At 69.1% G+C, this 22,190-nt stretch carries 24 protein-coding genes and 3 tRNA genes; 2 read left to right on the top strand and 25 right to left on the bottom strand.

The window, feature by feature from the left end; genetic code table 11:
- Position 1 precedes the first annotated feature (1 nt).
- The 15 genes from D0T12_RS05835 to D0T12_RS05765 all read right to left on the bottom strand — a co-directional run bounded on the left by D0T12_RS05835 (position 2) and on the right by D0T12_RS05765 (position 12,810).
- The gene (locus D0T12_RS05835) at positions 2 to 1,063 is read right to left on the bottom strand and encodes an MCE family protein (protein WP_117398331.1); all 1,062 of its coding nucleotides are present in this window, start codon (positions 1,061 to 1,063) and stop codon (positions 2 to 4) included.
- Positions 1,064 to 2,095, bottom strand: coding sequence for an MCE family protein (locus D0T12_RS05830; RefSeq protein WP_117398329.1), 1,032 nt, complete (start codon positions 2,093 to 2,095; stop codon positions 1,064 to 1,066). It lies immediately after the preceding gene.
- Between the two features lie 5 nt (positions 2,096 to 2,100).
- Positions 2,101 to 3,423, bottom strand: coding sequence for an MCE family protein (locus D0T12_RS05825; protein ID WP_117398327.1), 1,323 nt, complete (start codon positions 3,421 to 3,423; stop codon positions 2,101 to 2,103).
- 7 nt (positions 3,424 to 3,430) lie between these two features.
- A complete protein-coding gene (locus D0T12_RS05820) occupies positions 3,431 to 4,273 on the bottom strand; it encodes an MlaE family ABC transporter permease (protein ID WP_117398932.1) in 843 nt (280 codons plus the stop codon).
- Between the two features lie 5 nt (positions 4,274 to 4,278).
- Positions 4,279 to 5,067, bottom strand: a complete 789-nt coding sequence (locus D0T12_RS05815; RefSeq protein ID WP_233525865.1) for an MlaE family ABC transporter permease — start codon at positions 5,065 to 5,067, stop codon at positions 4,279 to 4,281.
- Positions 5,067 to 6,143: an ABC transporter ATP-binding protein gene (locus D0T12_RS05810; protein WP_117398325.1), complete on the bottom strand. Its 1,077-nt coding sequence runs from the start codon at positions 6,141 to 6,143 to the stop codon at positions 5,067 to 5,069. The genes D0T12_RS05815 and D0T12_RS05810 overlap by 1 nt, the downstream gene beginning before the upstream one ends.
- A gap of 276 nt (positions 6,144 to 6,419) precedes the next feature.
- Positions 6,420 to 6,812 carry a 50S ribosomal protein L7/L12 gene (rplL, locus tag D0T12_RS05805; RefSeq protein WP_117398323.1) on the bottom strand — a complete coding sequence of 131 codons (393 nt, stop codon included), beginning with the start codon at positions 6,810 to 6,812 and terminating at the stop codon, positions 6,420 to 6,422.
- Between the two features lie 53 nt (positions 6,813 to 6,865).
- Positions 6,866 to 7,438 (bottom strand): 50S ribosomal protein L10, encoded by a 573-nt coding sequence (rplJ, locus tag D0T12_RS05800; RefSeq protein WP_117398322.1) that lies wholly within the window; start codon positions 7,436 to 7,438, stop codon positions 6,866 to 6,868.
- Positions 7,439 to 7,779: 341 nt separating this feature from the next.
- On the bottom strand, positions 7,780 to 8,670 hold the full coding sequence (locus D0T12_RS05795) for an LppX_LprAFG lipoprotein (RefSeq protein WP_117398320.1): 891 nt from the start codon (positions 8,668 to 8,670) through the stop codon (positions 7,780 to 7,782).
- 133 nt (positions 8,671 to 8,803) lie between these two features.
- Entirely contained in the window at positions 8,804 to 9,658 is an 855-nt protein-coding gene (locus D0T12_RS05790) for an LppX_LprAFG lipoprotein (protein WP_233525864.1), read from the bottom strand.
- Between the two features lie 279 nt (positions 9,659 to 9,937).
- Positions 9,938 to 10,654, bottom strand: a complete 717-nt coding sequence (rplA, locus tag D0T12_RS05785) for a 50S ribosomal protein L1 (RefSeq protein ID WP_117398316.1) — start codon at positions 10,652 to 10,654, stop codon at positions 9,938 to 9,940.
- Positions 10,655 to 10,728: 74 nt separating this feature from the next.
- Positions 10,729 to 11,157: a 50S ribosomal protein L11 gene (gene rplK, locus D0T12_RS05780; RefSeq protein WP_117398314.1), complete on the bottom strand. Its 429-nt coding sequence runs from the start codon at positions 11,155 to 11,157 to the stop codon at positions 10,729 to 10,731.
- A 222-nt stretch (positions 11,158 to 11,379) separates the two neighbouring features.
- The gene (gene nusG / locus D0T12_RS05775; RefSeq protein WP_117398312.1) at positions 11,380 to 12,240 is read right to left on the bottom strand and encodes a transcription termination/antitermination protein NusG; all 861 of its coding nucleotides are present in this window, start codon (positions 12,238 to 12,240) and stop codon (positions 11,380 to 11,382) included.
- 110 nt (positions 12,241 to 12,350) lie between these two features.
- On the bottom strand, positions 12,351 to 12,617 hold the full coding sequence (secE, locus tag D0T12_RS05770) for a preprotein translocase subunit SecE (RefSeq protein ID WP_117398310.1): 267 nt from the start codon (positions 12,615 to 12,617) through the stop codon (positions 12,351 to 12,353).
- Positions 12,618 to 12,737: 120 nt separating this feature from the next.
- Positions 12,738 to 12,810: transfer RNA gene (locus tag D0T12_RS05765), tRNA-Trp, on the bottom strand.
- Between the two features lie 233 nt (positions 12,811 to 13,043).
- Between D0T12_RS05765 and D0T12_RS05760 the strand changes: the two genes are divergently transcribed.
- Positions 13,044 to 14,255, top strand: coding sequence for a pyridoxal phosphate-dependent aminotransferase (locus tag D0T12_RS05760; RefSeq protein WP_117398308.1), 1,212 nt, complete (start codon positions 13,044 to 13,046; stop codon positions 14,253 to 14,255).
- A gap of 209 nt (positions 14,256 to 14,464) precedes the next feature.
- Here the strand turns inward: D0T12_RS05760 and D0T12_RS05755 are convergent, their stop codons facing one another.
- The 3 genes from D0T12_RS05755 to D0T12_RS05745 all read right to left on the bottom strand — a co-directional run bounded on the left by D0T12_RS05755 (position 14,465) and on the right by D0T12_RS05745 (position 16,981).
- On the bottom strand, positions 14,465 to 15,220 hold the full coding sequence (locus D0T12_RS05755; protein ID WP_117398306.1) for a hypothetical protein: 756 nt from the start codon (positions 15,218 to 15,220) through the stop codon (positions 14,465 to 14,467).
- Between the two features lie 3 nt (positions 15,221 to 15,223).
- A complete protein-coding gene (locus D0T12_RS05750; protein ID WP_117398304.1) occupies positions 15,224 to 15,733 on the bottom strand; it encodes a SigE family RNA polymerase sigma factor in 510 nt (169 codons plus the stop codon).
- Positions 15,734 to 15,976: 243 nt separating this feature from the next.
- Positions 15,977 to 16,981, bottom strand: a complete 1,005-nt coding sequence (locus D0T12_RS05745) for a hypothetical protein (protein WP_117398302.1) — start codon at positions 16,979 to 16,981, stop codon at positions 15,977 to 15,979.
- A gap of 222 nt (positions 16,982 to 17,203) precedes the next feature.
- Between D0T12_RS05745 and D0T12_RS05740 the strand changes: the two genes are divergently transcribed.
- Positions 17,204 to 18,274, top strand: a complete 1,071-nt coding sequence (locus D0T12_RS05740; RefSeq protein WP_117398300.1) for an adenosine deaminase — start codon at positions 17,204 to 17,206, stop codon at positions 18,272 to 18,274.
- Positions 18,275 to 18,287: 13 nt separating this feature from the next.
- Here D0T12_RS05740 and D0T12_RS05735 read toward each other — a convergent pair whose 3' ends face one another.
- From D0T12_RS05735 to D0T12_RS05705, 7 genes are all read right to left on the bottom strand, one after another.
- On the bottom strand, positions 18,288 to 18,869 hold the full coding sequence (locus D0T12_RS05735; RefSeq protein WP_117398298.1) for a TMEM165/GDT1 family protein: 582 nt from the start codon (positions 18,867 to 18,869) through the stop codon (positions 18,288 to 18,290).
- Between the two features lie 262 nt (positions 18,870 to 19,131).
- A complete protein-coding gene (locus D0T12_RS05730) occupies positions 19,132 to 20,199 on the bottom strand; it encodes a UDP-N-acetylmuramate dehydrogenase (RefSeq protein WP_117398297.1) in 1,068 nt (355 codons plus the stop codon).
- 48 nt (positions 20,200 to 20,247) lie between these two features.
- On the bottom strand, positions 20,248 to 20,673 hold the full coding sequence (locus tag D0T12_RS05725) for a MaoC family dehydratase (protein ID WP_117398296.1): 426 nt from the start codon (positions 20,671 to 20,673) through the stop codon (positions 20,248 to 20,250).
- 1 nt (position 20,674) lies between these two features.
- Positions 20,675 to 21,112, bottom strand: coding sequence for a MaoC family dehydratase N-terminal domain-containing protein (locus D0T12_RS05720; protein ID WP_117398295.1), 438 nt, complete (start codon positions 21,110 to 21,112; stop codon positions 20,675 to 20,677).
- A gap of 231 nt (positions 21,113 to 21,343) precedes the next feature.
- Positions 21,344 to 21,508: a 50S ribosomal protein L33 gene (rpmG, locus tag D0T12_RS05715; protein WP_026404241.1), complete on the bottom strand. Its 165-nt coding sequence runs from the start codon at positions 21,506 to 21,508 to the stop codon at positions 21,344 to 21,346.
- A 119-nt stretch (positions 21,509 to 21,627) separates the two neighbouring features.
- Positions 21,628 to 21,701: transfer RNA gene (locus tag D0T12_RS05710), tRNA-Met, on the bottom strand.
- Positions 21,702 to 21,968: 267 nt separating this feature from the next.
- A tRNA-Thr gene (locus D0T12_RS05705) sits at positions 21,969 to 22,041 on the bottom strand.
- Positions 22,042 to 22,190 lie beyond the last annotated feature (149 nt).

Below are 22,190 nucleotides of genomic sequence, written 5' to 3'. Positions count from 1 at the left end.
GTTACGGGAGGAAGGGGAGCGGAAGCGGGTCGCCGGTGTTTCCCGGCCGGTCGGTCGGGTTCTCGGGCCGGTCGGCGGGATTTCTGGACGTCCCGCCGGGGGGTTGGACCGAGGCGGGGATCGGGACGAGGTTCTGGATCCAGGAGTCGAACCAGCGTCCGGTGCCGGTGACGTCGGCGAACTGCCGGGCGAACGGCGCGAACAGCTGAAGGATCCGGTCGAGGTTGTTCTGGTTCTTCAGCAGGACCCGGTTGACCTTCGCCAGGTCGTCCAGCATCGGCCGGAGCTGCTTCTCGTTCTCCTGGATGAGCGCGTTCACCTGCTGGGACAGGGCCACGGTGTTGAGCAGTAGCTGGTGGATGACCGCGCGCCTCGCCTGCACGGCTTGCAGCACCCGGTCGCCGTCCTGGACGAGTCTCGCGAAGTCCTGGTTGCGGTCGGCGAGCAGCTTGGTGACGTCCTTGGCCTTGCCCGCCAGCTCGTGGAGTTGCTCGTCCCGGGAAGCGACCGTGCGGGACAGCCGCCGCAGCCCCTCCAGCGACGCGCGGACCTCGTCCGGGGAATTCTCGAACGTGGCCGCCAGCACGTCGAACGACCGGGCGACCTGCCGGACGTCGATCGCGCCGACCCGGCGGGTCAGCTCGCTGATCGCCGGGACTATCTCGAACGGGACATGCGTCCGCTCGATCGGGATGTGGCGGCCCAGCCTGCCCTCACCCCGCGGGGTGAGCGCCAGATAGTGCGCCCCCAACACCGTCTTGATCTTGATTCCGGCCTCGGTGCGGTCGCCGAGCCGGACGCCCTCGTCCACCCGGAAGGTGACCGTGACGTGGTCGCCGTCCAGTTCGAGACCGCTGACCTCGCCGACCTTGACGCCCGCGACGCGGACCTCCTCGTCCGCCTTCAACCCGGCGGCCTCCTTGAACGCGGCGGTGTGGGTGGTGCCGCCGGACAAGAACGGAACGCTGTCCAGGTTCAGCGCCAGCACCACCATCACGGTGATGACCGCGAACCCGGCGAGGCCGATGGGGACGGGGTTGCGTTCCCGGAACGAGACCCTCATCTACTTGCACCTCGCGTTCTCGTTCACGATCGCGGGTGTCTGGTAGACCGGTCCGCCGGGCAGCCGAACCCTCGCGTCGAAACCGCAGATGTACATGTTGAACCAGGAGCCGTAGGACGAGATGTTGACCAGTTCCTGCAACCGGTTCGGGGTCCGCTGAAGGCCCTGGTCGAGGTCGCGTTCGTTCGCGTCGAGCGTCCCCATGAGTTTGCGGAGCCCGGCGATGTCGTTCCTGATGTCCGGGCGCCCCTCGGCGAGCAGATCCCGCGTGGTGCCGGTCAGGTCGTTGATCGCCGCGACCGAGTCGAAGATCGCCTCACGGTCGGCGGAGACGCCGCCGACGAAGCCGCGCAGGTCCCGGATCAGCCGGTCGACCTCGTCGTGCCGCCGGTCGATGGTGCCGAGGACGGCGTTCAGGTTGTCGATCACCTGGCCGATGACCCTGTCACGGTCGGCGAGCGTGCCGGTCAGCGACGCGACGTGCGCGAGAAGGCTGTTGACCGTCCCGCCCTCACCCTGGAGCACCTGGACGATCTGCATGGCGAGCGTGTTGACGTCCTTCGGCTCCAGCGCGCGGAACAGCGGCCGGAACCCGTTGAACAGGGTCGTCAGGTCCAGCGCGGGCGCGGTCCGCGACACCGGGATCGTGTCGCCGGGATCGAGATACTCGTTGGCCCGCCCGGCGCCGTCGGTCAATGCGAGATACCGCTGGCCCATCAGGTTCCTGTAGCGGATCTGCGCCTTAGTCGACGACGGCAGCCCGTTCCTGAACACGCCGTCGTCCTCGACGCTGAACGTCACCTCCGCCTGCGTGCCCCGGTACAGCCGGACGTCCTCGACCTGCCCGACCCGCACTCCCGCGGCGCGGACGTCGTCGTCGGCCAGCAACCCCGTCACATCGGTGAAGATCGCCTTGTACTCGGCGGTGCTCCGGAACCGCAGGTTCCCGATCGTCATCGCCAGCACGCCGGTGGCGACCGAGGTGACCACCACGAAGATCGTCAGCTTGATCGCGGCGCTGGTCGTCCCCATCCGGCTCATCCGATCGTCACCACCGATCCGTCGCCGAAGAGCGGGCCGAACAGCAGCGAGGACACGTCGGACACCTCGTCGGCCGGGGTCCGCGTCAACGGCCCGACCACGCTCTTGATCTTCTCTTCCTCGCTCATGGAGCCCGGGTCGACGAACACGGTCGACAGCGCCCTGCCCCTCCCGGTGGCGGCGCCCCCGCCGTCCGGGCCGTCGGGGCCGTCGGGGTTCTTCCACCACAGGTCGTCCTGCGTGCCGTCCAACGCCAGGTGCTGCGGGAACGGGACCTTCGGGTTCGGCAGGCCGTAGCAGCGCGGGTTCCGCTGATCCCTGACCTCCGGCCTGTCCAGCGGGTTCTTGTAGCCGGGCCGCGGTTTGACGATCTCGATGGTGAGGTTGAACGTCTTCGACCCGGCACCGCCGCCCGCCTTCTCCGCCCGCGGCTTGAGCTTCATCAGACCGGCCAGCACGCACGGGATGGACGGCGAGTACCGGGCGACCAGACTCAGCGCCTCGCGGTTCGCGATGTTCACCCCGATGATCTTCGGGCCGTTCCGGCGCATGAACGTGTCGGCGTCCTGCGCCAGCGCGGTCGTCGCCGGAATCAGCTCCTCGATCGTCGCCTTCCTGGCGGTGATCGTCCGGCTGGTCACGTTGAGGTTGCGCAGCGTCTGCAACAGGTCGGGGGCGGCGGAATGGTAGATGTCGGACACGTCCGCGAGACCGCGCAGGTCACGGACCAGCGTGCCCAGCTCAGGGTTGATCTTCTTCAGCAGGGCGTCCGCCTGCTCCAGGTTCCGTCCGATCTGGTCACCGCGCCCCTGGAGCGCCGTCGCGAGCGCGTTCAACGTCGCGTTCAGCTCAGCGGGCTTCACCGCGCGCAGCAGCGGCAACAGGTCGTTCAACAGCTCGTCGATCTCGACGGCGGCCCGCGAGCGGTCCTGCGGGATGACCGTCCCCTCCCGCAGCCCCGGCGGGCCCGGCCGGTCGGGGACGTCCAGATCGACGTACTTCTCGCCGAACAGGGTCTTCGGCAGCAGCCGCGCCCGGACGTTGCCGGGGATCAACTTCGCCTTGTCGGGGTCGAGCGCCAGGTGCACGGTCGCGCCGTCCACGGTCGCGTCGGTGTCGCGGACCTCACCGACGATCAGGCCGCGCACCTTCACGTCCGAATGCGGCAGCAGTTGCGACCCGGCCCGCTCGGCCTCGACGGTCACCTCGGTCACCGGCGTGAACGCCTTGTTGAACAGCGCCACCGTCAACGCGAACAGCAAGGCGATCGCGACGAGCATCGCCGTGCCGAGCAGCCGGTACCGGACGCCTTCGCTCATGTCGGCGTCACCCCGCTATCCGGACGGTCGTGTCGGTGCCCCAGATCGCCATGCCGAGCATCAGATCGGCCACGTTGATCACCACGATGCTGGTGCGCACCGCGCGGCCCACCGCCACGCCGACACCCGCGGGCCCGCCGCTCGCGTGGTAGCCGTAGTAGCAGTGGATCAGCATCACCAGTACCGAGAAGACGATCACCTTGCCGAACGACCAGAGAATGTCCGTCGGCGGGAGGAACAGCCGGAAATAGTGGTCGTAGGTGCCGGTCGACTGCCCGTAGAACACGGTCACGATCACCCGGGTCGCGCCATAGGACGCCAGCAGCCCCACGATGTACAGCGGAACGACCGCGATCATCCCGGCCAGCATCCGGGTCGTGACCAGGAACGGCATCGACGGAACGGCCATGACCTCCAGCGCGTCGATCTCGTCCGAGATCCGCATCGCGCCGAGCTGCGCGGTGAACCCGCACCCGACCGTCGCCGACAGCGCCAGCGCCGACACCAGCGGCGCGATCTCCCGCGTGTTGAAGTACGACGCGACGAACCCGGTGAACGCGGCCGTGCCGATCTGGTTCAGGGACTCGTAGCCTTGGAGGCCGACCTGGCTGCCGGTGAAGAACGTCATGAAGCCGACGATCGCCACCGAGCCGCCGATCACGGCGAGGCCGCCCGTGCCGAGGCTGACCTCCGCGAGCAGCCGCAGCACCTCGGTGCGGTAGCGGCGCAGCACCCGGAACACCCACGCGAACGCGCGGGTGTAGAACGACACCTGGTGGCCGAGGTCGTCCAGCCACCGCAGCAGCGCGTTCAACCACCGCGCCGACCATGTCGTCCCACTTCCCGGCACGGGCCTCACATGCCCTTCGACGGGACGAGCTGGAAGTACAGCGCGGAGATCAGGAAGTTCTCCAGGAACAGCAGCATGAACGTGATGACGACGGTCTGGTTGACCGCGTCACCCACCCCCTTCGGGCCGCCCCTGGCGTTCAGGCCCTTGTAGGACGCGACGAGCCCGGCGGTGACGCCGAACACGAACGCCTTGAACTCCGCCTGAAGCAGGTCGGGCAGTTGCGCGATCGCGTTGAACGACGCCAGGTACGCGCCGGGCGTGCCGTCCTGCAACATGACGTTGAAGAAGTAGCCGCCCATCAGGCCGACCACCGACACCAGGCCGTTCAGGAACAGCGCGACGAACGCGCAGGCGAGCACCCGCGGGACGACGAGGCGGTGCAGCGGGTCGATGCCCAGCACCTCCATCGCGTCGATCTCCTCACGGATCTTCCGCGACCCGATGTCGGCGCAGATCGCCGCGCCCGCGGCCCCCGCGACCAGCAGCGACGTGACCAGCGGGCTGGCCTCCCGGACGATCGCGACCACCGCCGTCGCCCCGGTGTAGGACTGCGCGCCGAGCTGCCTGATCAGCCCGCCGACCTGCAACGACAAGATCCCGCCGAAGGGGATCGCGACCAGCATCGTCGGGACGACGGTGACGCTGACGATGAACCAGGCCTGCTGGACGAACTCGCGCCACTGGAACGGCCACCGGAACATCGCGCGGCCCGTGTCCAGGCACAACGCGAAGAACCGGCCCGGCTCCCTGATCATGACATTGACGACGCCGTCGCCGACACGACCGGACATCAGGATTCCGCGCCCGCGTCGTACCGGCGCCGCGACGGATCGGTTCGACCCGGACGGCTCGGGACGGAACCGGCCATACCGGCGGCCTCGGTCATGGACGCCACGTACCGCGGCCACTCCTCCACCCAGTCGCGGCCCTGCTCGTCGACGAACGATCCGGGCGGCGGGGTGACACCGTGCGCCGCGCACCAGGCACCCGGCGCGTGCATCCCGGCCCGGATCAACCCGTCGCTCGGCATCTGCTGCGGCGGGATCGGCGGAAGACGGCCGGGATCCTGTCCCGACCTCGCCTCGGCCTCCAGTTCCGACTCGTCCTTCTCCTCCGACATCCCGATCGGGCCGACCTTGCTGGCGTTGAGGAACTGCCGGACGACCGGCTCCTCACTGGACAGCAACATCTCCCGAGGGCCGAACATCGCGAGATGCCGCTGATACAGCAGGCCGATGTTGTCGGGCAGCGTCCTGGCCGTGTTGATGTCGTGGGTGACGATGAGGAACGTCGCGCCGATCTGCGCGTTCAGGTCGAGGAACACCTGGTTCAGGAACGCGGTGCGGACCGGGTCGAGACCCGAGTCGGGCTCGTCCACCAGCAGGATCTCCGGGTCAAGCACCAGCGCGCGGGCGAGCCCGGCCCGCTTCCTCATCCCGCCGGAGATCTCGCCGGGCAGCTTGTGCTCGGCGCCGAGCAGCCCCACCATCTCCATCTTGTCGAGAACGATCCGCTTGATCTCGGACTCGCGCTTCCTCGTGTGCTCGCGCAACGGGAACGCGACGTTGTCGAAGAGGTTCATGGAGCCGAACAGGGCGCCGTCCTGGAACAGAACTCCGAACAGCTTCCGTGTCTCGTACAGCTTCGACTCGGAAAGGCGCGGCAGGTCGCGGTCGCCGATCCAGATATGCCCCCGGTCGGGTTTCAACAGTCCGACGAGCGACTTCAGGAACACCGACTTGCCGGTGCCGGACGGGCCGAGAAGAACAGAGATCTCACCGGCCGGAACGGTCAACGACACGTCCTGCCAGATGACCTGCCGACCGAAGGACTTCGTCAAGCCCTCGACTCTGATCTCGACGCCCACTCGTCACCATCCGTCCAGGCCGGGGGAACACCGGACCCGGTGAGCGACGAGCGCTCCGGTCCGGTCTGCCGTTACATAGGGTGACCGCCCTCTTGCTACCCCTCGGTAGCCGGTCCCCTACCGTAGCGGCCCGCTGACGAAATGGAAGGGGTTCCCCGACGGTTCGGCGACGAAATATGGCGTTGTGAGCGAATCGTTACGTACCGCCAACACACGAAAAAGGCGGCCGTCCACACCAGGTGGACGACCGCCTCTCGACGCAGCGGTGGCCGGAGCCTACTTGACGGTGACCGTCGCGCCCGCCTTCTCCAGGGCCTCCTTGGCCTTGTCGGCGGCCTCCTTGTTGACCTTCTCCAGCAGCGGCTTCGGCGCACCGTCGACCAGGTCCTTGGCCTCCTTGAGGCCGAGGCTCGTCAGCGCGCGAACCTCCTTGATGACCTGGATCTTCTTGTCGCCGGCGGCCTCCAGGATGACATCGAACTCGTCCTGGGCCGCGGCCTCCTCGCCACCACCGGCGGCCGGGGCGCCCGGCACGGCGGCCACGGCCGCGACCGGCGCGGCGGCCTTGACGTCGAAGGTCTCCTCGAACTCCTTCAGGAACCCCGACAGCTCCAGGAGCGTCATCTCCTTGAACGCGTCGAGCAGCTCGTCGGTGCTGAGCTTCGCCATGATCTTTCCTCCGCTATGGCTTGTGAAAACTGGGGATTACGTAACCGCGGTGCCTACTCGGCTGACGCCTCGGCGGGCTGTTCGGCCGGGGCTTCGGCGGACTCGCCCTCCGCCTCGCGCTTGACGCGCAGCGCCTCGACGAGCTGGGCCGTCTGCGTCGGCAGGGCGTTGAAGAGCCCGGCGGCGTTCGCCATGGACGCCTTCATCGCACCGGCGAGCTTCGCGAGCAGAACCTCGCGAGACTCCAGGTCCGCCAGCTTGGTGACCTGCTCGGCGTCCATCGACTGACCGTCGATGAAACCGCCCTTGATCACCAGCATCGGGTTGGCCTTGGCGAAGTCACGCAGACCCTTGGCGGCCTCGACCACGTCGCCGCGCACGAACGCGATCGCCGACGGGCCCTCCAGCCAGTCACGGAACCGCTCGTCGAGACCGGCCTCGTTCGCCGCGCGCTTGGTCAGCGTGTTCTTCACCACGCGAAACCGTGCGGTCTCGCCGAGGTTGCCGCGCAGTTCCCTGACCTGCGCGACGGTCAGCCCGCGGTACTCGGTCAGCACGGCGCCGTTGGAGCTCTCGAACTCCTGCCTGAGCTCGGCGATCGCCGCGTCCTTGTCGGCCTTGGCCATGCGGCCTCCTTCCGATTACCTGGGTGGTCACGACCCTCACCGGCCCCGCGAACGACCGGCGGAACGGTTCGGATCGACCAAAAAACGCCCCGGCGCAGGCGCACGGGGCGTCCAGGCACGGCGGGAAGGCCATGCGGGAAGCTCTCGTCTCACCTACGCAGGCCGCCCGACATGAGATCGGGTCCTTCGGTCACCCCAGGCGAGGTGACGACCGGCGGTCTTCGGCGTCAAGCAGGCTACCTCATCGACTCGCCGGGCCCAAAACCGGTAGAGCGCGCGGGGACCGCGCCGATCGCGGCGCGGTCCCCGTTTCGAGCCCTCGAACAGTGCGGTGCCTCGGGTCAGCTGCCCGGGAGGCCACCGCCGCCACCGAGACCGTTCAGCATCTTGCTGAGGTCGGTGACCTCGTTCGCCGGAGGCGCCGTGACCACCACCGGCTTACCGTAGTCGCGGTACGTCATCGAGATGCTCATCGCGCCCTGAGCGGTCTGCGGCGACTTCATCGCCAGCTTCCGCGGGAGCTGCTCGTCGTCCACCCACAGATCGAAGGACATGGTCCCCATGCCCAACTCGCTGTAGTTCTTACGGACGGCCTGCTGCTGCTCGGGCGTGAGCTTCGCGATCGCATCCTCCATCTGGTACGTGCCGGTGTAGTGCGTCGTCTCGACGCCGCCGATCGTCTCCTTGCCGACCTCGCGAGCGTCCTTCGACGCCGTGAGCATCTTGGTGTTCTGGACGGGGTCCATCTGCTGCGACTGCTTGAGCAGCTCGTCGATGTTCATGCCGGACCTCTGGCCCAGCTCGTCCAGCGAGATCTTCAGCCACGGCTTGTTCGCGGCACCGGTACCGGCGCCGAGCTGCGAGAGCATCGGAATCTTCATGTACATCGTGCGGTCGACCAGGACGTACTGCATGCCGCCCATCGACTGGGCGCCGACCGTCATCTTGTCGAAACTCATGCTGTAGGCGAGATCCGGCTTGGACCGGTACTGCATACCACCGGTCGCCGAGACGTTGCCCTCACTCGATCCAGTGACCTCCAGCGAGAGTTCAGCCTTGAACGAATCGGCCCGGCCGGTATTCTCCGCGGTTTTACCCAGTACTTGGGCGGCCGACAGCTTCAGGTTCTTGCCGGCCTCGTCCACTTTGTTACCGGCGTCACCGAGACACCCGGTCAGCGAAAGGGCGAGGCCGGTCGCCAGCACCGTGCCCGCGGCGAAACGTCGGATCATCGTGGGGGGTCTCCTTGGTCTGCTAGCGCCGGGCGCAAGGACGTGCCCGGCCGTCGGAGCCGAATGCTAGATCAGACGCACCGGGGACCGCCGGAGTTCGCTCTGTCCGGTGATGTCGTTTGTATGACAGTTTTCAGTTACCGCCGAGCAACCCGCCCATCGACAGCTGCCCCACCTGGTCGGACGGCGGCGGGTTGACCTTGAACGACTTACCGTAGTCGCTGTAGAGGACCGTCACCGTGCCGGTCTGGCCCTGCTGACCCGTCCCCTTCGACACGATCTTGCGCGGCAGGTTCTCCCCGTCCGTCCACAGATCGAAGGAGATCTTGCTGTTGACGCGGTCGTCCTTCGGCAGCCACGTCCGCACCTTCTCCCGCGCCTGTGGGTCGAGGCGGTTCAGCGCGTCCTGGACCGTCACCGTCCCGGTGTAGTGGACGGTCTTGACCCCGTCGATCGTCTCCGTGCCGACCCGGCGCGCGTCCTTCGAACCGGTGAACATCTTCGTCTGCTCGGCCGGATCGACCTGCTGCACCTGCTGGATCAGCCCTTTGACGTCGAAGCCCGTCCGCTGCGCCATCTGGTTCACGTCGATCTTCAGCCACGGCTTGCCGCCACTGACGAACTGGGCGAGCCGCGGAACCTTCGCGTACAGCACGTTGTCCGCGAACAACGCCTGACCCTGGACACCGGGGACGCTCTGCCCGCCCGCGCTGAACTCGTCCAGCTTCGCGCTGAACTTCAGCGACGGACGCAGCTGGAACCGGCCGTCGGCGCGGACCTTGCCGACATGGTCGCCGGTGCCGGTCACGGTGAGATCGGCCTTGAACGTGTCGGCCTGCCCGGTCTTCTCGGACGCCTTGAGCAGCGCCTGATCGGCGCTGAGCTTCATGTTCTCGGTGCTCGTCGTCCCGTCCCCGCCACATCCGGACAGGAGAAGCGCGGCACCCACGGCGGTGCCGCCGGCCGCCACCATGAGTCGTCGGTTCATGAGGGTAGAGCCTCCCTAGATCGCCCTGCTGGTGTTCCCAGTCTCCCGAGGCGATAACTGCGCTACATCCCCCGGTGGTACGAATGGGCCCCGGACAGTACGACCACCGACGTAGCCCACTCCCCTGCCGATCACCGACACGGCGGGCCCACAGACTCAGGGTCGACGCGGCGAAGAGCGGGAAGGCGGACGGAAAACCCCAGGACAGCGGTAGGGCGCCCCCGCCGCGGCGAGGACGCCCTACCCTGATGACACTGCCGGCGCGTAGCTCCGGGACGGTCAGACCGCTTCGAGGTCCGCCGTCAGGTTACGGATCGCGTTCGGGTCCACCGGGATGCTCGGACCCATCGACGTGGTCAGCACCGCCTTCTTCACGTACCGGCCCTTCGCCGCGGACGGCTTGAGCCGCTGGATCTCCTCGATGGCCGCCGCGTAGTTCTCCACCAGCTGACGCTCGTCGAACGACGCCCGGCCGATGATGAAGTGCAGGTTCGCGTGCCGGTCCACCCGGAACTCGATCTTGCCGCCCTTGATGTCGGACACGGCCTTCGCCACGTCCATCGTGACCGTGCCCGTCTTCGGGTTCGGCATCAGACCACGCGGACCGAGGACACGACCGAGCCGTCCGACCTTGCCCATCTGGTCGGGCGTCGCCACCACCGCGTCGAAGTCCAGGAAACCACCCTGGATCCGCTGGATCAGGTCGTCGGAGCCGACCAGGTCGGCACCCGCCGACTCCGCCTCCTCCGCCTTCGCGCCGACGGCGAACACCAGCACCCGGGCGGTCTTACCGGTCCCGTGCGGCAGGTTGACGGTGCCACGCACCATCTGGTCGGCCTTACGCGGGTCGACACCCAGCCGCAGGGCCACCTCGACGGTCGGGTCGAACTTGACGACCGTGGTCTCCTTGGCCAGCTTCACGGCCTCCGCCGGGCTGTACAGCCGCTCCCGGTCGATCTTGTCCGCCGCGGCGCGGTAACCCTTGCTGCGCTTCATGTTCGTTCCTCCACTGGAACTTCGTGGTAGCGGGCCAGCGCCTGGCCCTCCCACTGGACGTACTGCGTGACCTCTTACTTGACCTCGATGCCCATCGACCGCGCCGTACCGGCGACGATCTTCTCGGCGGCGTCGAGGTCGTTGGCGTTGAGGTCGGGCATCTTCGTCGTGGCGATCTCGCGGACCTGGTCGCGGGTGATGGAACCGACCTTGGTCTTGTGCGGCTCGCCGCTGCCCTTCTCCACGCCCGCGGCCTTCAGGATGAGCTGCGCGGCGGGCGGGGTCTTGGTGACGAAGCTGAACGACCGGTCCTCGTAGATGGTGATCTCTACGGGGATGACGTTGCCGCGCTGGGACTCCGTGGCAGCGTTGTACTGCTTGCAGAAGTCCATGATGTTGACACCGTGCGGACCGAGCGCGGTACCCACCGGCGGCGCCGGTGTCGCCGCGCCCGCCTGAAGCTGGACTTTGACCAGCGCGACCGGCTTCTTTCTCGGAGGCATGTGAACCCCTTTGTCCCATTTATCGGTGGTTCCGACTCCCGGACGTCCGGGCAACACGGCGGCTGGGACGCATCCACCGTGTAGGAACCGCTGAGGTCCGCTCATCCCCGCGGGCGCGGGGACCACTCCCTGCCGAAGATCGACACGAACACCTTCAACGGACCATCCCCGCAGAGGCGGGGACAAGCTCATCCAGGATAGGCACCGCCCAGAGCGCCTCGGTCAGATCTTGGAGACCTGGTTGAAGGACAGCTCCACCGGAGTCTCCCTCCCGAAGATCGAAACCAGTACCTTCAGTTTTTGCTGCTCGGCGTTGATTTCGTTGACGGTGGCGGGGAGGGTGGCGAACGGGCCGTCCATGACGGTGACGGACTCGCCGACCTCGTAGTCGACGGTCGCGGTGACCTTCGCCTGCTCCTTGGCGGGCGCGGCGCCTTCCTCCGGCTCGGGGGCCAGCAGGTTGGCGACCTCGTCCAGGCTCAGCGGGGACGGCTTGTTCAGCAGACCGACGAACCCGGTCACGCCGGGCGTGTTGCGGACCGCGGCCCACGACTCGTCGGTGAGCTCCATGCGGACCAGGATGTAGCCCGGCAGGACCTTCTCGTTGACCTTCTGCCGCTTGCCGCCCTTGATCTCGGTGACCTCGTGCTGCGGGACCTCGATCTGGAAGATGTAGTCCTCCATGTTGAGGGTCTGGGTGCGGGTCTCGATATTGGTCTTGACCCGGTTCTCGTACCCCGCGTAGGAGTGCACGACGTACCAGTCGCCCGGCTGGAGACGCAGCTGCATCTTGAAGTCGGCGTAGGGGTCGACGGGCGGCTCGGCGGCCTCCTCTTCGGCCTCCTCGGCCTCGGTCGACTCCTCGTCCGCGACGGACTCGGCGAGTTCGGCGGCGCCCTCGGCGGCGTCGGGGGCGGGGCCGTCCTCGCCCTCGAGCTTCGTGTCCGCGGGTTCGGCGTCGCCCGCGGACACGACGGCCTCGGCCGTCTCGTCGGTGGGCTGCGCCGCCTGGTCCGCCGTAGCAGCCGCAGCGGACTGGGCCTCGTCAACGGCCTCGTCGTAGGGCTGTGAGGGCTCGGACACGGTGACTCTTTCTCTCGGTCTGCGGTGATGAACTTGCGATGGTGCGAGGGCGGTCGGAACGACCCGCGCCGACCACGGCGGCCACTGCCGCGACGCCGGCCCGAGGGCCGTCAGCCGAAGATGGCGTAAACGCCCTCTTGCAGCCCGTAGTCGACCGCGGAGACCAGCGCAACCATGATCAGCACGAAGACGAGGGAAACGGTCGTGTAGGTGACGAGTTCCCGCCGCGTGGGCCAGATGACCTTGCGCAGCTCGGCGACGATCTGGCGCACGAAGAGCGAAGGAGACGTCCGTCGGGACGCCGACCTCTTCTCCTTCTTGCGCTTGCCCTCGTCCTTGGCCTCGGGCTCGTCGCGCTCGTCAGTCTCGGTCGCCATTGCCGCCGTTCACCTCATCGGTCGTTCCAACCCCCGTGGTCGTCGCGCGGTTCCGTCCCGCGACGGCGGAGTGCCACGGCATCGCCGTGACGCGGCCGACGCGGTGCGCACCGCACCTCGCAGGGCAGGAGGGACTCGAACCCCCAACCGCCGGTTTTGGAGACCGGAGCTCTACCAATTGAGCCACTGCCCTTCATTCTCCTGGGAAGGAGAACACCCGACCATGGGATCAGGGTGATGGTGAGTCCCAGCTTACGACCTCCATGCGGCATCCGTGTGCGCACAGGCTCGCATGGCGGGGACCCGCCACTAGGACGGTGAGTCTACGTGTCGAAGGCCCCCGCGTCGAACCAGCCGAGCACACGCCGTCCCACCGGCGCGGATATATGACTCGGGCGCGCGGACGGCGTCTGTAACGATAGGGGTATGAGCATCGACCGTCCTCGCATCTCCAAGCGCATCGCCGCGATATCCGAATCCGCCACGCTGGCCGTCGACGCCAAGGCCAAGGCGCTGAAGGCGGCGGGCCGCCCGGTCATCGGGTTCGGCGCGGGCGAGCCCGACTTCCCGACCCCGGACTACATCGTCGAGGCGGCGGTGACCGCGTGCGGGGTGCCTCGCTTCCACAAGTACACGCCCGCGGGCGGGCTGCCCGAGCTGCGCGCCGCCATCGCCGAGAAGACCGAGCGCGACTCCGGGTACCGGGTCGAGGCCGCTCAGGTGCTGGTGACGAACGGCGGTAAGCAGGCGGTGTACGAGGCGTTCGCCGCGCTGCTCGACCCGGGCGACGAGGTGCTCGTCCCGACGCCGTACTGGACGACCTATCCCGAGTCGATCAAGCTGGCGGGCGGGGTGCCCGTCGACGTCGTCGCCGACGAGACCACCGGTTACAAGGTCAGCGTCGAGCAGTTGGAGGCGGCCCGCACCGACCGGACGAAGGTGCTGCTGTTCGTGTCGCCGTCCAACCCGACCGGCGCCGTGTACACCCGCGACGAGGTCGAGGCGATCGGCCGGTGGGCGGACGGGCACGGCCTGTGGGTCATCACGGACGAGATCTACGAGCACCTCGTGTACGGGGACGCCGAGTTCCACTCGATGCCCGTGGTGGTGCCGGAACTCGCCGACCGGACGCTCGTCCTGAACGGCGTCGCGAAGACGTACGCGATGACGGGCTGGCGGGTCGGCTGGATGATCGGCCCGGCGGACGTGGTGAAGGCCGCGCAGAACCTCCAGTCGCACGCGACGTCCAACGTGGCGAACGTGTCGCAGGCGGCGGCGCTGGCCGCGGTGACCGGCGACCTGTCGGCGGTGGCGGAGATGCGGAAGGCGTTCGACCGGCGCCGTAAGACGATCGTGCGGATGCTGAACGAGATCCAGGGCGTGGTCTGTCCGGAGCCGGAGGGCGCGTTCTACGCCTACCCGTCGGTCAAGGCGCTGCTGGGCCGGGAGATCCGCGGGAAGCGTCCGGAGACGTCGGTGGAGCTGGCGTCGCTGATCCTGGAGGAGGCCGAGGTCGCGCTGGTGCCGGGTGAGGCGTTCGGGACCCCCGGGTACTTCCGCCTGTCGTACGCGCTCGGCGACGACGACCTCGTCGAGGGCGTCTCGCGGGTCGCGAAGCTGCTCTCCGAGGCGAACTGAACTCCGCACGAAACCCATACAGCTCCACACGAAACCGGCCCCGGGCTCGCACACAAGCCCGAGGCCGGTTTCGTGTGGAACGAGGACCGCCTCCCAGTCCCGTTCCCCGGAGGTTCCGGCGGGACGTTCCGCCAACGGCCCCTCCCCGCTGCGGAACGTCCCGCCGGAACGGGGTCAGTCGCCGCGCGTCCGCACGGCCGCGTCGACGTTCACGGGCGCACCCCCTCGGCGATGCGCATCAGTTGACCCTTGACCGATCCGCCCGCGGACACGGTCACACCGACCCCCGGCCTGGCCAGCCACGAGATCTGGCGCCCGGAGTCGGGACGGTCGATGGTGAAGGCGGGCATGCCGCGGACGGTGGTGCGGCCGGGGATGCCCGCCGGCCTCATGAGGTCCCGGGGGTCGGACAGCCCTTGGCTCCGCACGAGGACGATCTCCACCCAGCCGGCGTCTCCGCGCCATGCGCAGGTCGTCGTCCTGCGTTCGGCTCCGCCCGCCACCGCGCACGGCGAGGCGGCGGCGAGGCCGTCCGGGAGGTAGGTGATCCAGCGCGGCAGGTCGTCGACGACCCCGCCGGGCCCCGGCCGCCGGGGCCCGGCCTCCGGCCCGCCGGGCGACGGGGGCGGCTTCGGCTTCGCAGAGGTTCCCGCCCCGGGCCGTTCCTTGTTTGACGGGGGCCGGGACTGGCCCGGGGCGGGAGGTCGTTCCGGCCGCTGGGACGCCGGGACATTGCTCGTCGGACGTTCGGTCCCGACGGTTCCGACGGGTGTGGCCCGGAACGACTGGTAGGTGGGCACGAGGATCAGCGCGGCGACCGAGGCCGCGGCCACCGCCGCGGCGGTGTGCGTCCGCGCCTTCCTGCGCCGGTGGCGGCGTTTGACGTCGGCGACGAGCGACGGCGACGCGGACGCCTCGGCCACCTGCTCGGCCATGGCCTTCCGCAGTTCACTCTCCAGGTCCATCGCTCATCTCCCCAGTGGCGCCAGGTTCGTGTCGAGCCGTTCCCGGAGCCTGGCGAGCCCCCGGGACGCCTGGCTCTTGACCGTTCCGACCGAACAGCCGAGCGCCTGCGCCGTCTCCGCCTCCGAGAGGTCCTCCCAGAAGCGCAGGACCAGGACGGCCCGTTGCCGCGGGCCGAGCCTGCGTAGTTCGTCCATGAGCGTCCCCCTCAGCTCGACGGCGTGGTTCGGTGAGACGGCCGGTGTCTCCGGGGGCCGCGCCATATGGATCTCCCGGAGCACCTTCCAGCGGCGGGACCGGCTGATCACGAGGTTGACGAGGATCCGCCGCACATAGGGCTCCGGATCGCTGTCCGCCTCCAGCCGGCCCCAATGCCGGTAGGCCTTCTCCAGCGCGGACTGCAGGATGTCCTCGGCGTCCTGCCGGGCCCCGCACAGCAGTGCGGCGGTGCGCAGCAGGGCATCGCCGCGTTCCGTCACGAACTCCACGAACGAGCTGTCGTCTCGACGCCCCACTGTGCTCCGTCCCGGCTAGAGCGGTTCCGGCGTTCCCCCGAGGGCGAGCGGCCCACCGCGCCGAGGGCCGCCCGCCCTGCTTATTTCAGCCCCGGTCACGGCGTTCGCCTGGCGGCTCACGCCGTGACCGTGCCTGGGCGAACGCGACATCGCTTCGCGATCTGCGTGGTGTGGCTCGCCTTCGGCGTCGCCGCACCACGCAGGTCACGCGTTCGCGCGTGGCTGGGGCCAAGTCTCTTTCTGTTACTGGGCCTGGCGGACGGCGGTGGTGACGTCCTTCAGGTCGCCCGCGAGGACGGGGCTTCCGTTGACGAGCAGCGAGTAGCCGTTCGGGTCGAACAGCAGCACGCCGTTGCCGCCGGGGGCCATCCAGGCGGTGGCGCCGTGCACGGTGACGGGGGTGCCGCCCTGGGGCATCTTCAGCGCACGCCGCAGCTGATTCTGCGTCATTCCGGTCGGCGTCTTCAGCGTTTCGACGGTGATCCACCGACCGGCGGGGCCGGTCCACTTCTGCGTGACGGCGCAGATGTTCTGCTTGCGGAGGTCGGCGCCGCCCGGGACGGTCGAGGTGAGGCGCAGGCCCTTCGCCAGCATGACGGCCTTCTCGACCGGGCCGCCGGCCTTCACCGCGGGCGGCAGCTTGTCGCAGTCGAGCTTGGGAACGGCGGGCAGGCCGGGCTTGCCGGGGACACCGGGCACACCCGGAACGTCGGTGGACGGCTTCGGCGCGGGCGCCTTCTTTTGGAGGTCACCGGTGGACGGCGCGCAGGTGGGCAGGTCGGCCGGGAGCGTCGTGCCGTCCGGGACCTTGACGTCGGGGACGTCGGTCCGCGGCAGGCCCGGCGTGGGCTGACCGGCCTTCGGCACACCGGCCTTCGGCAGGTCGGTCTGCGGCAGGTCGGTCTGCGGCAGGTCGCCCGGCGGGAGGTTTCCGGTCGGGGCGTCGGGCTTCGGCAGGTCGGCGTTCGGGAGGTCCTTGGTGACCGGGTTCTGCTTCAGGTGCTTGTCGAGTTCCTTCTTGGCGCCGCCCGGGAGGTTCGTCCTGGGCAGGCCGGGCTTGGCCGGTAGGCAGGTCGGAGCGCCGTTGGGGACGGCGTCCTGCACCTTCCGCTCCGCCGCGGGGGCCTTCGCGTGGGACTGAGGGGCCGCCGTACCGGAGGAGCCGGTCATCGCCCACGTCGCACCGCCGCCCACGGCGACGGTGCCGACGGCGGACGCCGCGATCAGGGCGGCCTTCAGCGTGATCATCGTGATATCCCTTCCGCCCGCCGGCATCGCAGCGGGATGGCCTGTTCTCTCTCTGGCGCCCCTCGTATACGCACGGTGCCCGGACGGGGTTGCACGGGTTCCGGAATTTTTTGTGATGCCCATGGGCGGGCATGGCCGTGGCGTGTCATACGAGGTAGTCCGGTGTGGTGATCCCGGTGGGCCGGGGGTTCGGCGGAGGCGATGATCCGGCAACATTGGCTCATGGAGGCCAGTACCGTTTCAGCTCACCCGGACACCGCCCGCGTCGCGTGCGGCTCCTCCCGTCGGGACGTGGCCCTGCTCCCGAAGGCGCATCTCCATCTGCACTTCACCGGCTCGATGCGGCACTCCACGCTGGTGGAGCTGGCCGGGCTGCACGGTGTGCATCTGCCGGACGCGCTCGTCGAGGACTGGCCGCCCCGGTTGCACGCGACCGACGAACGCGGTTGGTTCCGGTTCCAGCGCCTGTACGACATCGCGCGTTCGGTGCTGCGGACGCCGGACGACCTGCGCCGGCTGCTCCGCGAGACCGCCGAGGACGAGGCGGCCGAGGGGTCGGGCTGGTTGGAGATCCAGGTGGACCCGAGCGGGTATGCGGCGATGTTCGGGGGCCTGACCCCGACCGTCGAGTTGATCCTGGACGCGGCGCGGGAGGCGTCGCGGGCGTCCGGCGTCGGCATCGGCGTCGTGATCGCGGCGAACCGGACGCGGCATCCCCTGGACGCCAAGACCCTCGCGCGGCTCGCCGTCCGGTACGCGGACCGGGGCGTGGTCGGCTTCGGGTTGTCCAACGACGAGCGGCGGGGCCGCGCGTACGACTTCGAGGGCGCGTTCCGGATCGCGAAGCGTGGTGGTCTGCTGTCGGTGCCGCACGGTGGTGAGCTGCTCGGCCCGGCGAGCGTCCGGGAATGCCTGGAGACGCTGCGGGCCGATCGGATCGGGCACGGGGTGCGCGCGGCGGCCGACCCGCGGCTGGTGGGGGCGCTCGTGCAGCGGGGGGTGGCGTTGGAGGTCTGCCCGGCGTCGAACGTGAGTCTCGGGGTGGCGGCGACGGCGTCGGACGTCCCGGTGCGGCGGCTGTACGAGGCGGGCGCCACCATCGCGTTGGGCGCGGACGATCCGCTGCTGTTCGGTTCGCGGCTGGCCCGGCAGTACGAGCTCGTCCGCGGCGAGCAGGGTTTCTCCGACGCTGAACTGGCGGAACTGGCCCGCCAGTCGATCAAGGCGTCTGCGGCGCCCGGCGACGTTCGCGCACGGCTCCTGGCCGGCGTCGACGGCTGGCTGGACGGCTGACGAACAGACCGCGTCAGGCCGTGAGGCCCTCGACGAGGAGCAGGGCGCCGAAGGCCGCGAATCCGGCGGCCGCGCCGTACTTGATGATCCGCTCGGGGAGGTTCCTGCCGAGGAGGTGACCGACCCCGATGGCGAGCGCGTCGGCGGCGACCATGCCGAGGGTCGACCCGGCCCAAACCCCGGTCAACGCGACGAGTCCGCCGTGGTCGGCCGCGAGGGTGACGGTGGCGAGCATCGTCTTGTCGCCCAGTTCGGCGAGGAAGAACGCGGCGCCGACGGCGAGGATCGCAGAGCCGGTGGCGCGGCGGGCCTTGGCGCGTTCGGTGTCGTCGAGTTCGTCGCCGCGCAGCGTCCACGCCGCGAAGCCGAGGAACGCGAGCCCGGCGGCGATGGTGATCGGGCCGGTGGGGAGCGCGGCTCCGAGCGCCGCGCCGACGGCGACACTCGCCAGATGGACGATCGCGGTCGCGGCCGTGATGCCGGCCAGCACCGGAAGGACCCGGAAACGGGTGGCGAAGGTCATGGCCATGAGCTGGCTCTTGTCGCCCAGTTCGGCGACGAAGATCACGGCCAGGCTGATGAGGAAGGCGGACACCGGTTCCCTCTCGCTCGGACTGCCGAGCCGGAGGGCGGGAGCTTCTTCGGGCGCTGCGACCTCGGCCCGGCAATGACTGCCAGGCCGAAGGTCTCGTCCGCCCGGATGCGGTGATCGGGCCCGCGTGACCGGGCACCGAAGGCGGCGCCAGTATGTCGATCACGCGATTGGGACTACTCCCCCTCGACGCTTCGACAGTATCAAGCCGGGGCCGCGGGTCGGGTGTTCGAAACGTCACACCGACCGGGAGCAAAGGGGACGGTCAGAGGGTGACGCCGACGAGGACGGGTTCGTTCACGAGCCGGACGCCGAACGCGTCGTGGACGCCGCCGCGGACCTGGCGGGCGAGGGCGAGCAGGTCGGCGGTGCTGGCATCGCCCGGGTTGGTGAGGGCGAGGGTGTGCTTCGTGGAGATGCGCGCCCGTCCGAGGGTGTGGCCCTTGGTGAAACCGGCGCGGTCGATGAGCCAGGCGGCGGACGTCTTCACCCGTCCGCCGGTCTCGGGGTAGCGGGGGAACGTCGCGTCCGGTCCGAGGCGTTCGGCGACGCGGCGTTCGAGGTCGGTGACCTGGTCGGAGTCGAGGATCGGGTTGGTGAAGAACGATCCGGCGCTGCGGGTGTCGGGGTCGGCGGCGTCCAGGACCATGCCCTTGCCGCGTCGCAGTTCGAGGACGGCGTCGCGAGCTTCCTTCAACGTGACGCGGTCTCCCGGTCGGACGCCGAGTTTCTTCGCGAGTTCGGCGTAGGCGACCGGTTGTGACTCCTCGGCCTCGTGCAGCGCGTACGTCACGTCCAGGATGACGTACCGGTCGTCGCCCTTGAAGGCGCTGTGCCGGTAGGTGAAGCGGCAGGCGTCGCGGTCGAGGGTGACGTGGGCGCGGGTCCGCCGGTCGTAGGCGCGGACCTCGACGATCGTCTCGCTGACGTCCTGGCCGTAGGCGCCGACGTTCTGAATCGGGGTCGCGCCGACGCGGCCGGGGATGCCGGACAGGCATTCGACGCCGGCGAGGCCGTCGGCGACGCAGCGGGCGACGAACGCGTCCCAGTCCTCGCCCGCCTGGACGCGGACGAGGACCCGGTCGCCGTCGGCGGCGACGCGTTCGGAGCCGCGGGTGCCGACGTGCACGACGGTGCCGGGGAACCCGTCGTCGGACACCACGAGGTTGCTGCCGCCGCCGAGCACGAGGACGGGTTCGCCCGCCTCGTCGGCGTCGCGGACCGCGGCGACGAGCTCCGCCTCGGTCGTCGCCTCGACGAAGCGCCGCGCGGGACCGCCCAGCCGCAACGTGGTGAAACCGGCCAGGTTCACCTCTTCAGCGAACACCGCCACGTCGTCCCTTCCCTCCCGTACGTGCGTCCGCGTCGCCGTTCCCGCCGGTCAGGCGAGTTTGACGACGGCCTTCGCGCGGGTGAGGACCTTCTGGCCCTCCGACCTGGCGGTCAGCGCCACGACGACCTTGTTGTCGTCGAGCTTCTTCTCCACCTTGCCGCTGATCTCCAGGGTCGCGCCGCCCTCGTCCGGGACGACGACCGGCGAGGAGAACCGTACCCCGTAGTCGACCACGGCCCCCGGGTCGCCGACCCAGTCGGTGACGTACCGGCCGCCCTGCGCCATCGTGTACATGCCGTGCGCGATCACGTTCGGGAGCCCGACGGCCTTCGCGACGGACTCGCGCCAGTGGATCGGGTTGAAGTCGCCGGACGCGCCCGCGTACCGGACGAGGTCGGCGCGGTCGACGGCGAACGTCCGCGCGGGGATCTCGGTGCCGACCTCGACGTCGGCGTACTTCACGTTGGCGGTCATCTCAGGCCCCCCGCTCCACGATCACGTTGTGGGTCTTGCAGACCGGCTCGCCCTCGACGGTCTTGATGTCGGTCTCGACGGACATCTTCTCGTTGCCCGCGAGCGACTTGATCTCGGTGATGGTGGTGACGCAGGTGATGACGTCCCCGGCGCGGAGCGGGCGGGTGTACTCGAACCGCTGCTCGCCGTGGACGACCATGGAGAAGTTCAGGCCGAGGCCCGGGTCTTCGAGGGCGGGGCTGAGGAGGGACACGACGATCGGGAAGGTCGGCGGGGCGATGACGTCGGGGTGTCCGGCCGCCTTGGCCGCCTCCTGGTCGCGGTAGATCGGGTTGTCGTCGCCGATCGCGTCCGCGAACTCGCGGATCTTCACCCGGCTGACCTCGTACGGCTCGCTCGGCGGGAAGGTTCGCCCGATGTAGTCACGGTTGAGTGCCATGCAATCCCGTCCCTCCGGGTGGATCGTGGTGGGGTGCGCCCGTCTCCGGACGGACGCTAACAGGACGACGTACAGCCCGCCCTCGGACTCACCGGCGAGGACGGGCTGATCAAGTCGGGGCAAGCGTGCGAAGAAGCGGCCACGCCGCGTACCTCCACGGCCCGGGTTCCCGGGTGCGGACGGTGGTTTCCGGCCCTTCGGAGAGGCGGGACCACGCCGTCCGGACGTCGGCTAGCGGGTCTCCCGGTGCGGACGGTGCGTACGGCAGTTGGGGCAGTACTTCTTGATCTCAAGGCGGTCCGGGTCGTTGCGCCGGTTCTTCCGCGTGATGTAGTTGCGGTGCTTGCACTCCTGGCAGGCCAGCGTGATCTTCGGCCGGACGTCGGTGGCAGCCACGATGGAGTGCCTTTCTGGGCTAGGGACAAAGGGACTTTCGGACGTCGTCCACCCTGTTGGGCGGGCGGCGAATCGACCCAGGCCTGCCCACCTCCGGTGGAGGTGAGAGACTTGGGTAGTAGCGAGGGCCGGACTTGAACCGGCGACACAGCGATTATGAGCCGCTTGCTCTGCCTGACTGAGCTACCCCGCCGTGATGGTCGGTGTGGACCGGAATGCAAGGATACCGGATGTCCACCGAACCCCGGAAACACGAAAACCCGGGATCATGATCGGGAATCGGCTTCGAGGGCTCCCCGAACCGTGCCTCAGGTTACCGGGTGCGCCGATGACCTGCGAAACGTCCCACTGGAACCGGTGGGACCGTACCACAGGGCCTGGTATGGAGCGAATCGGGCCGCTCGGGCCCCGGTGACGACGAAGGCCGCCGTCCCGATCGGATGGCGGCCGTGATGTCGTGAGCCCCTTTACGGAATCGAACCGTAGACCTTCTCCTTACCATGGAGACGCTCTGCCGACTGAGCTAAAGGGGCCTGCGTCGTTCGCGCAGTGAAACCATACACGCCCCGAGCAGATGGCGCGAACTCGTTCAGAGCCGTCGAAGGTTGCGACCGTCATCGCTGGTCAGCCCCGAAGGTTGCGGGCAATGCGGCCGGGATGGCCGATGCGGGGTTCACCTTTC

Origin of the sequence: Actinomadura spongiicola (genome assembly GCF_003432485.1) — a bacterium.
Classification (GTDB): Bacteria; Actinomycetota; Actinomycetes; order Streptosporangiales; family Streptosporangiaceae; genus Spirillospora; species Spirillospora spongiicola.
This window is presented reverse-complemented; position numbering and strand designations above follow the sequence as displayed.

Excerpts from the sequence above, each read along its gene's own strand:
- D0T12_RS05795 (WP_117398320.1), bottom strand. The coding sequence starts at position 8,670 with ATGATCCGACGTTTCGCCGCGGGCACGGTGCTGGCGACCGGCCTCGCC.
- D0T12_RS05725 (WP_117398296.1), bottom strand. The coding sequence starts at position 20,673 with ATGACCGCCAACGTGAAGTACGCCGACGTCGAGGTCGGCACCGAGATC.
- rplJ (WP_117398322.1), bottom strand. The coding sequence starts at position 7,438 with ATGGCCAAGGCCGACAAGGACGCGGCGATCGCCGAGCTCAGGCAGGAG.
- rplL (WP_117398323.1), bottom strand. The coding sequence starts at position 6,812 with ATGGCGAAGCTCAGCACCGACGAGCTGCTCGACGCGTTCAAGGAGATG.
- D0T12_RS05740 (WP_117398300.1), top strand. The coding sequence starts at position 17,204 with ATGGAGGCCAGTACCGTTTCAGCTCACCCGGACACCGCCCGCGTCGCG.
- D0T12_RS05830 (WP_117398329.1), bottom strand. The coding sequence starts at position 2,095 with ATGGGGACGACCAGCGCCGCGATCAAGCTGACGATCTTCGTGGTGGTC.
- D0T12_RS05815 (WP_233525865.1), bottom strand. The coding sequence starts at position 5,067 with ATGTCCGGTCGTGTCGGCGACGGCGTCGTCAATGTCATGATCAGGGAG.
- secE (WP_117398310.1), bottom strand. The coding sequence starts at position 12,617 with ATGGCGACCGAGACTGACGAGCGCGACGAGCCCGAGGCCAAGGACGAG.
- D0T12_RS05790 (WP_233525864.1), bottom strand. The coding sequence starts at position 9,658 with ATGAACCGACGACTCATGGTGGCGGCCGGCGGCACCGCCGTGGGTGCC.
- rplA (WP_117398316.1), bottom strand. The coding sequence starts at position 10,654 with ATGAAGCGCAGCAAGGGTTACCGCGCCGCGGCGGACAAGATCGACCGG.
- D0T12_RS05760 (WP_117398308.1), top strand. The coding sequence starts at position 13,044 with ATGAGCATCGACCGTCCTCGCATCTCCAAGCGCATCGCCGCGATATCC.
- D0T12_RS05755 (WP_117398306.1), bottom strand. The coding sequence starts at position 15,220 with ATGGACCTGGAGAGTGAACTGCGGAAGGCCATGGCCGAGCAGGTGGCC.
- D0T12_RS05825 (WP_117398327.1), bottom strand. The coding sequence starts at position 3,423 with ATGAGCGAAGGCGTCCGGTACCGGCTGCTCGGCACGGCGATGCTCGTC.
- D0T12_RS05745 (WP_117398302.1), bottom strand. The coding sequence starts at position 16,981 with ATGATCACGCTGAAGGCCGCCCTGATCGCGGCGTCCGCCGTCGGCACC.
- rplK (WP_117398314.1), bottom strand. The coding sequence starts at position 11,157 with ATGCCTCCGAGAAAGAAGCCGGTCGCGCTGGTCAAAGTCCAGCTTCAG.
- D0T12_RS05720 (WP_117398295.1), bottom strand. The coding sequence starts at position 21,112 with ATGGCACTCAACCGTGACTACATCGGGCGAACCTTCCCGCCGAGCGAG.
- D0T12_RS05835 (WP_117398331.1), bottom strand. The coding sequence starts at position 1,063 with ATGAGGGTCTCGTTCCGGGAACGCAACCCCGTCCCCATCGGCCTCGCC.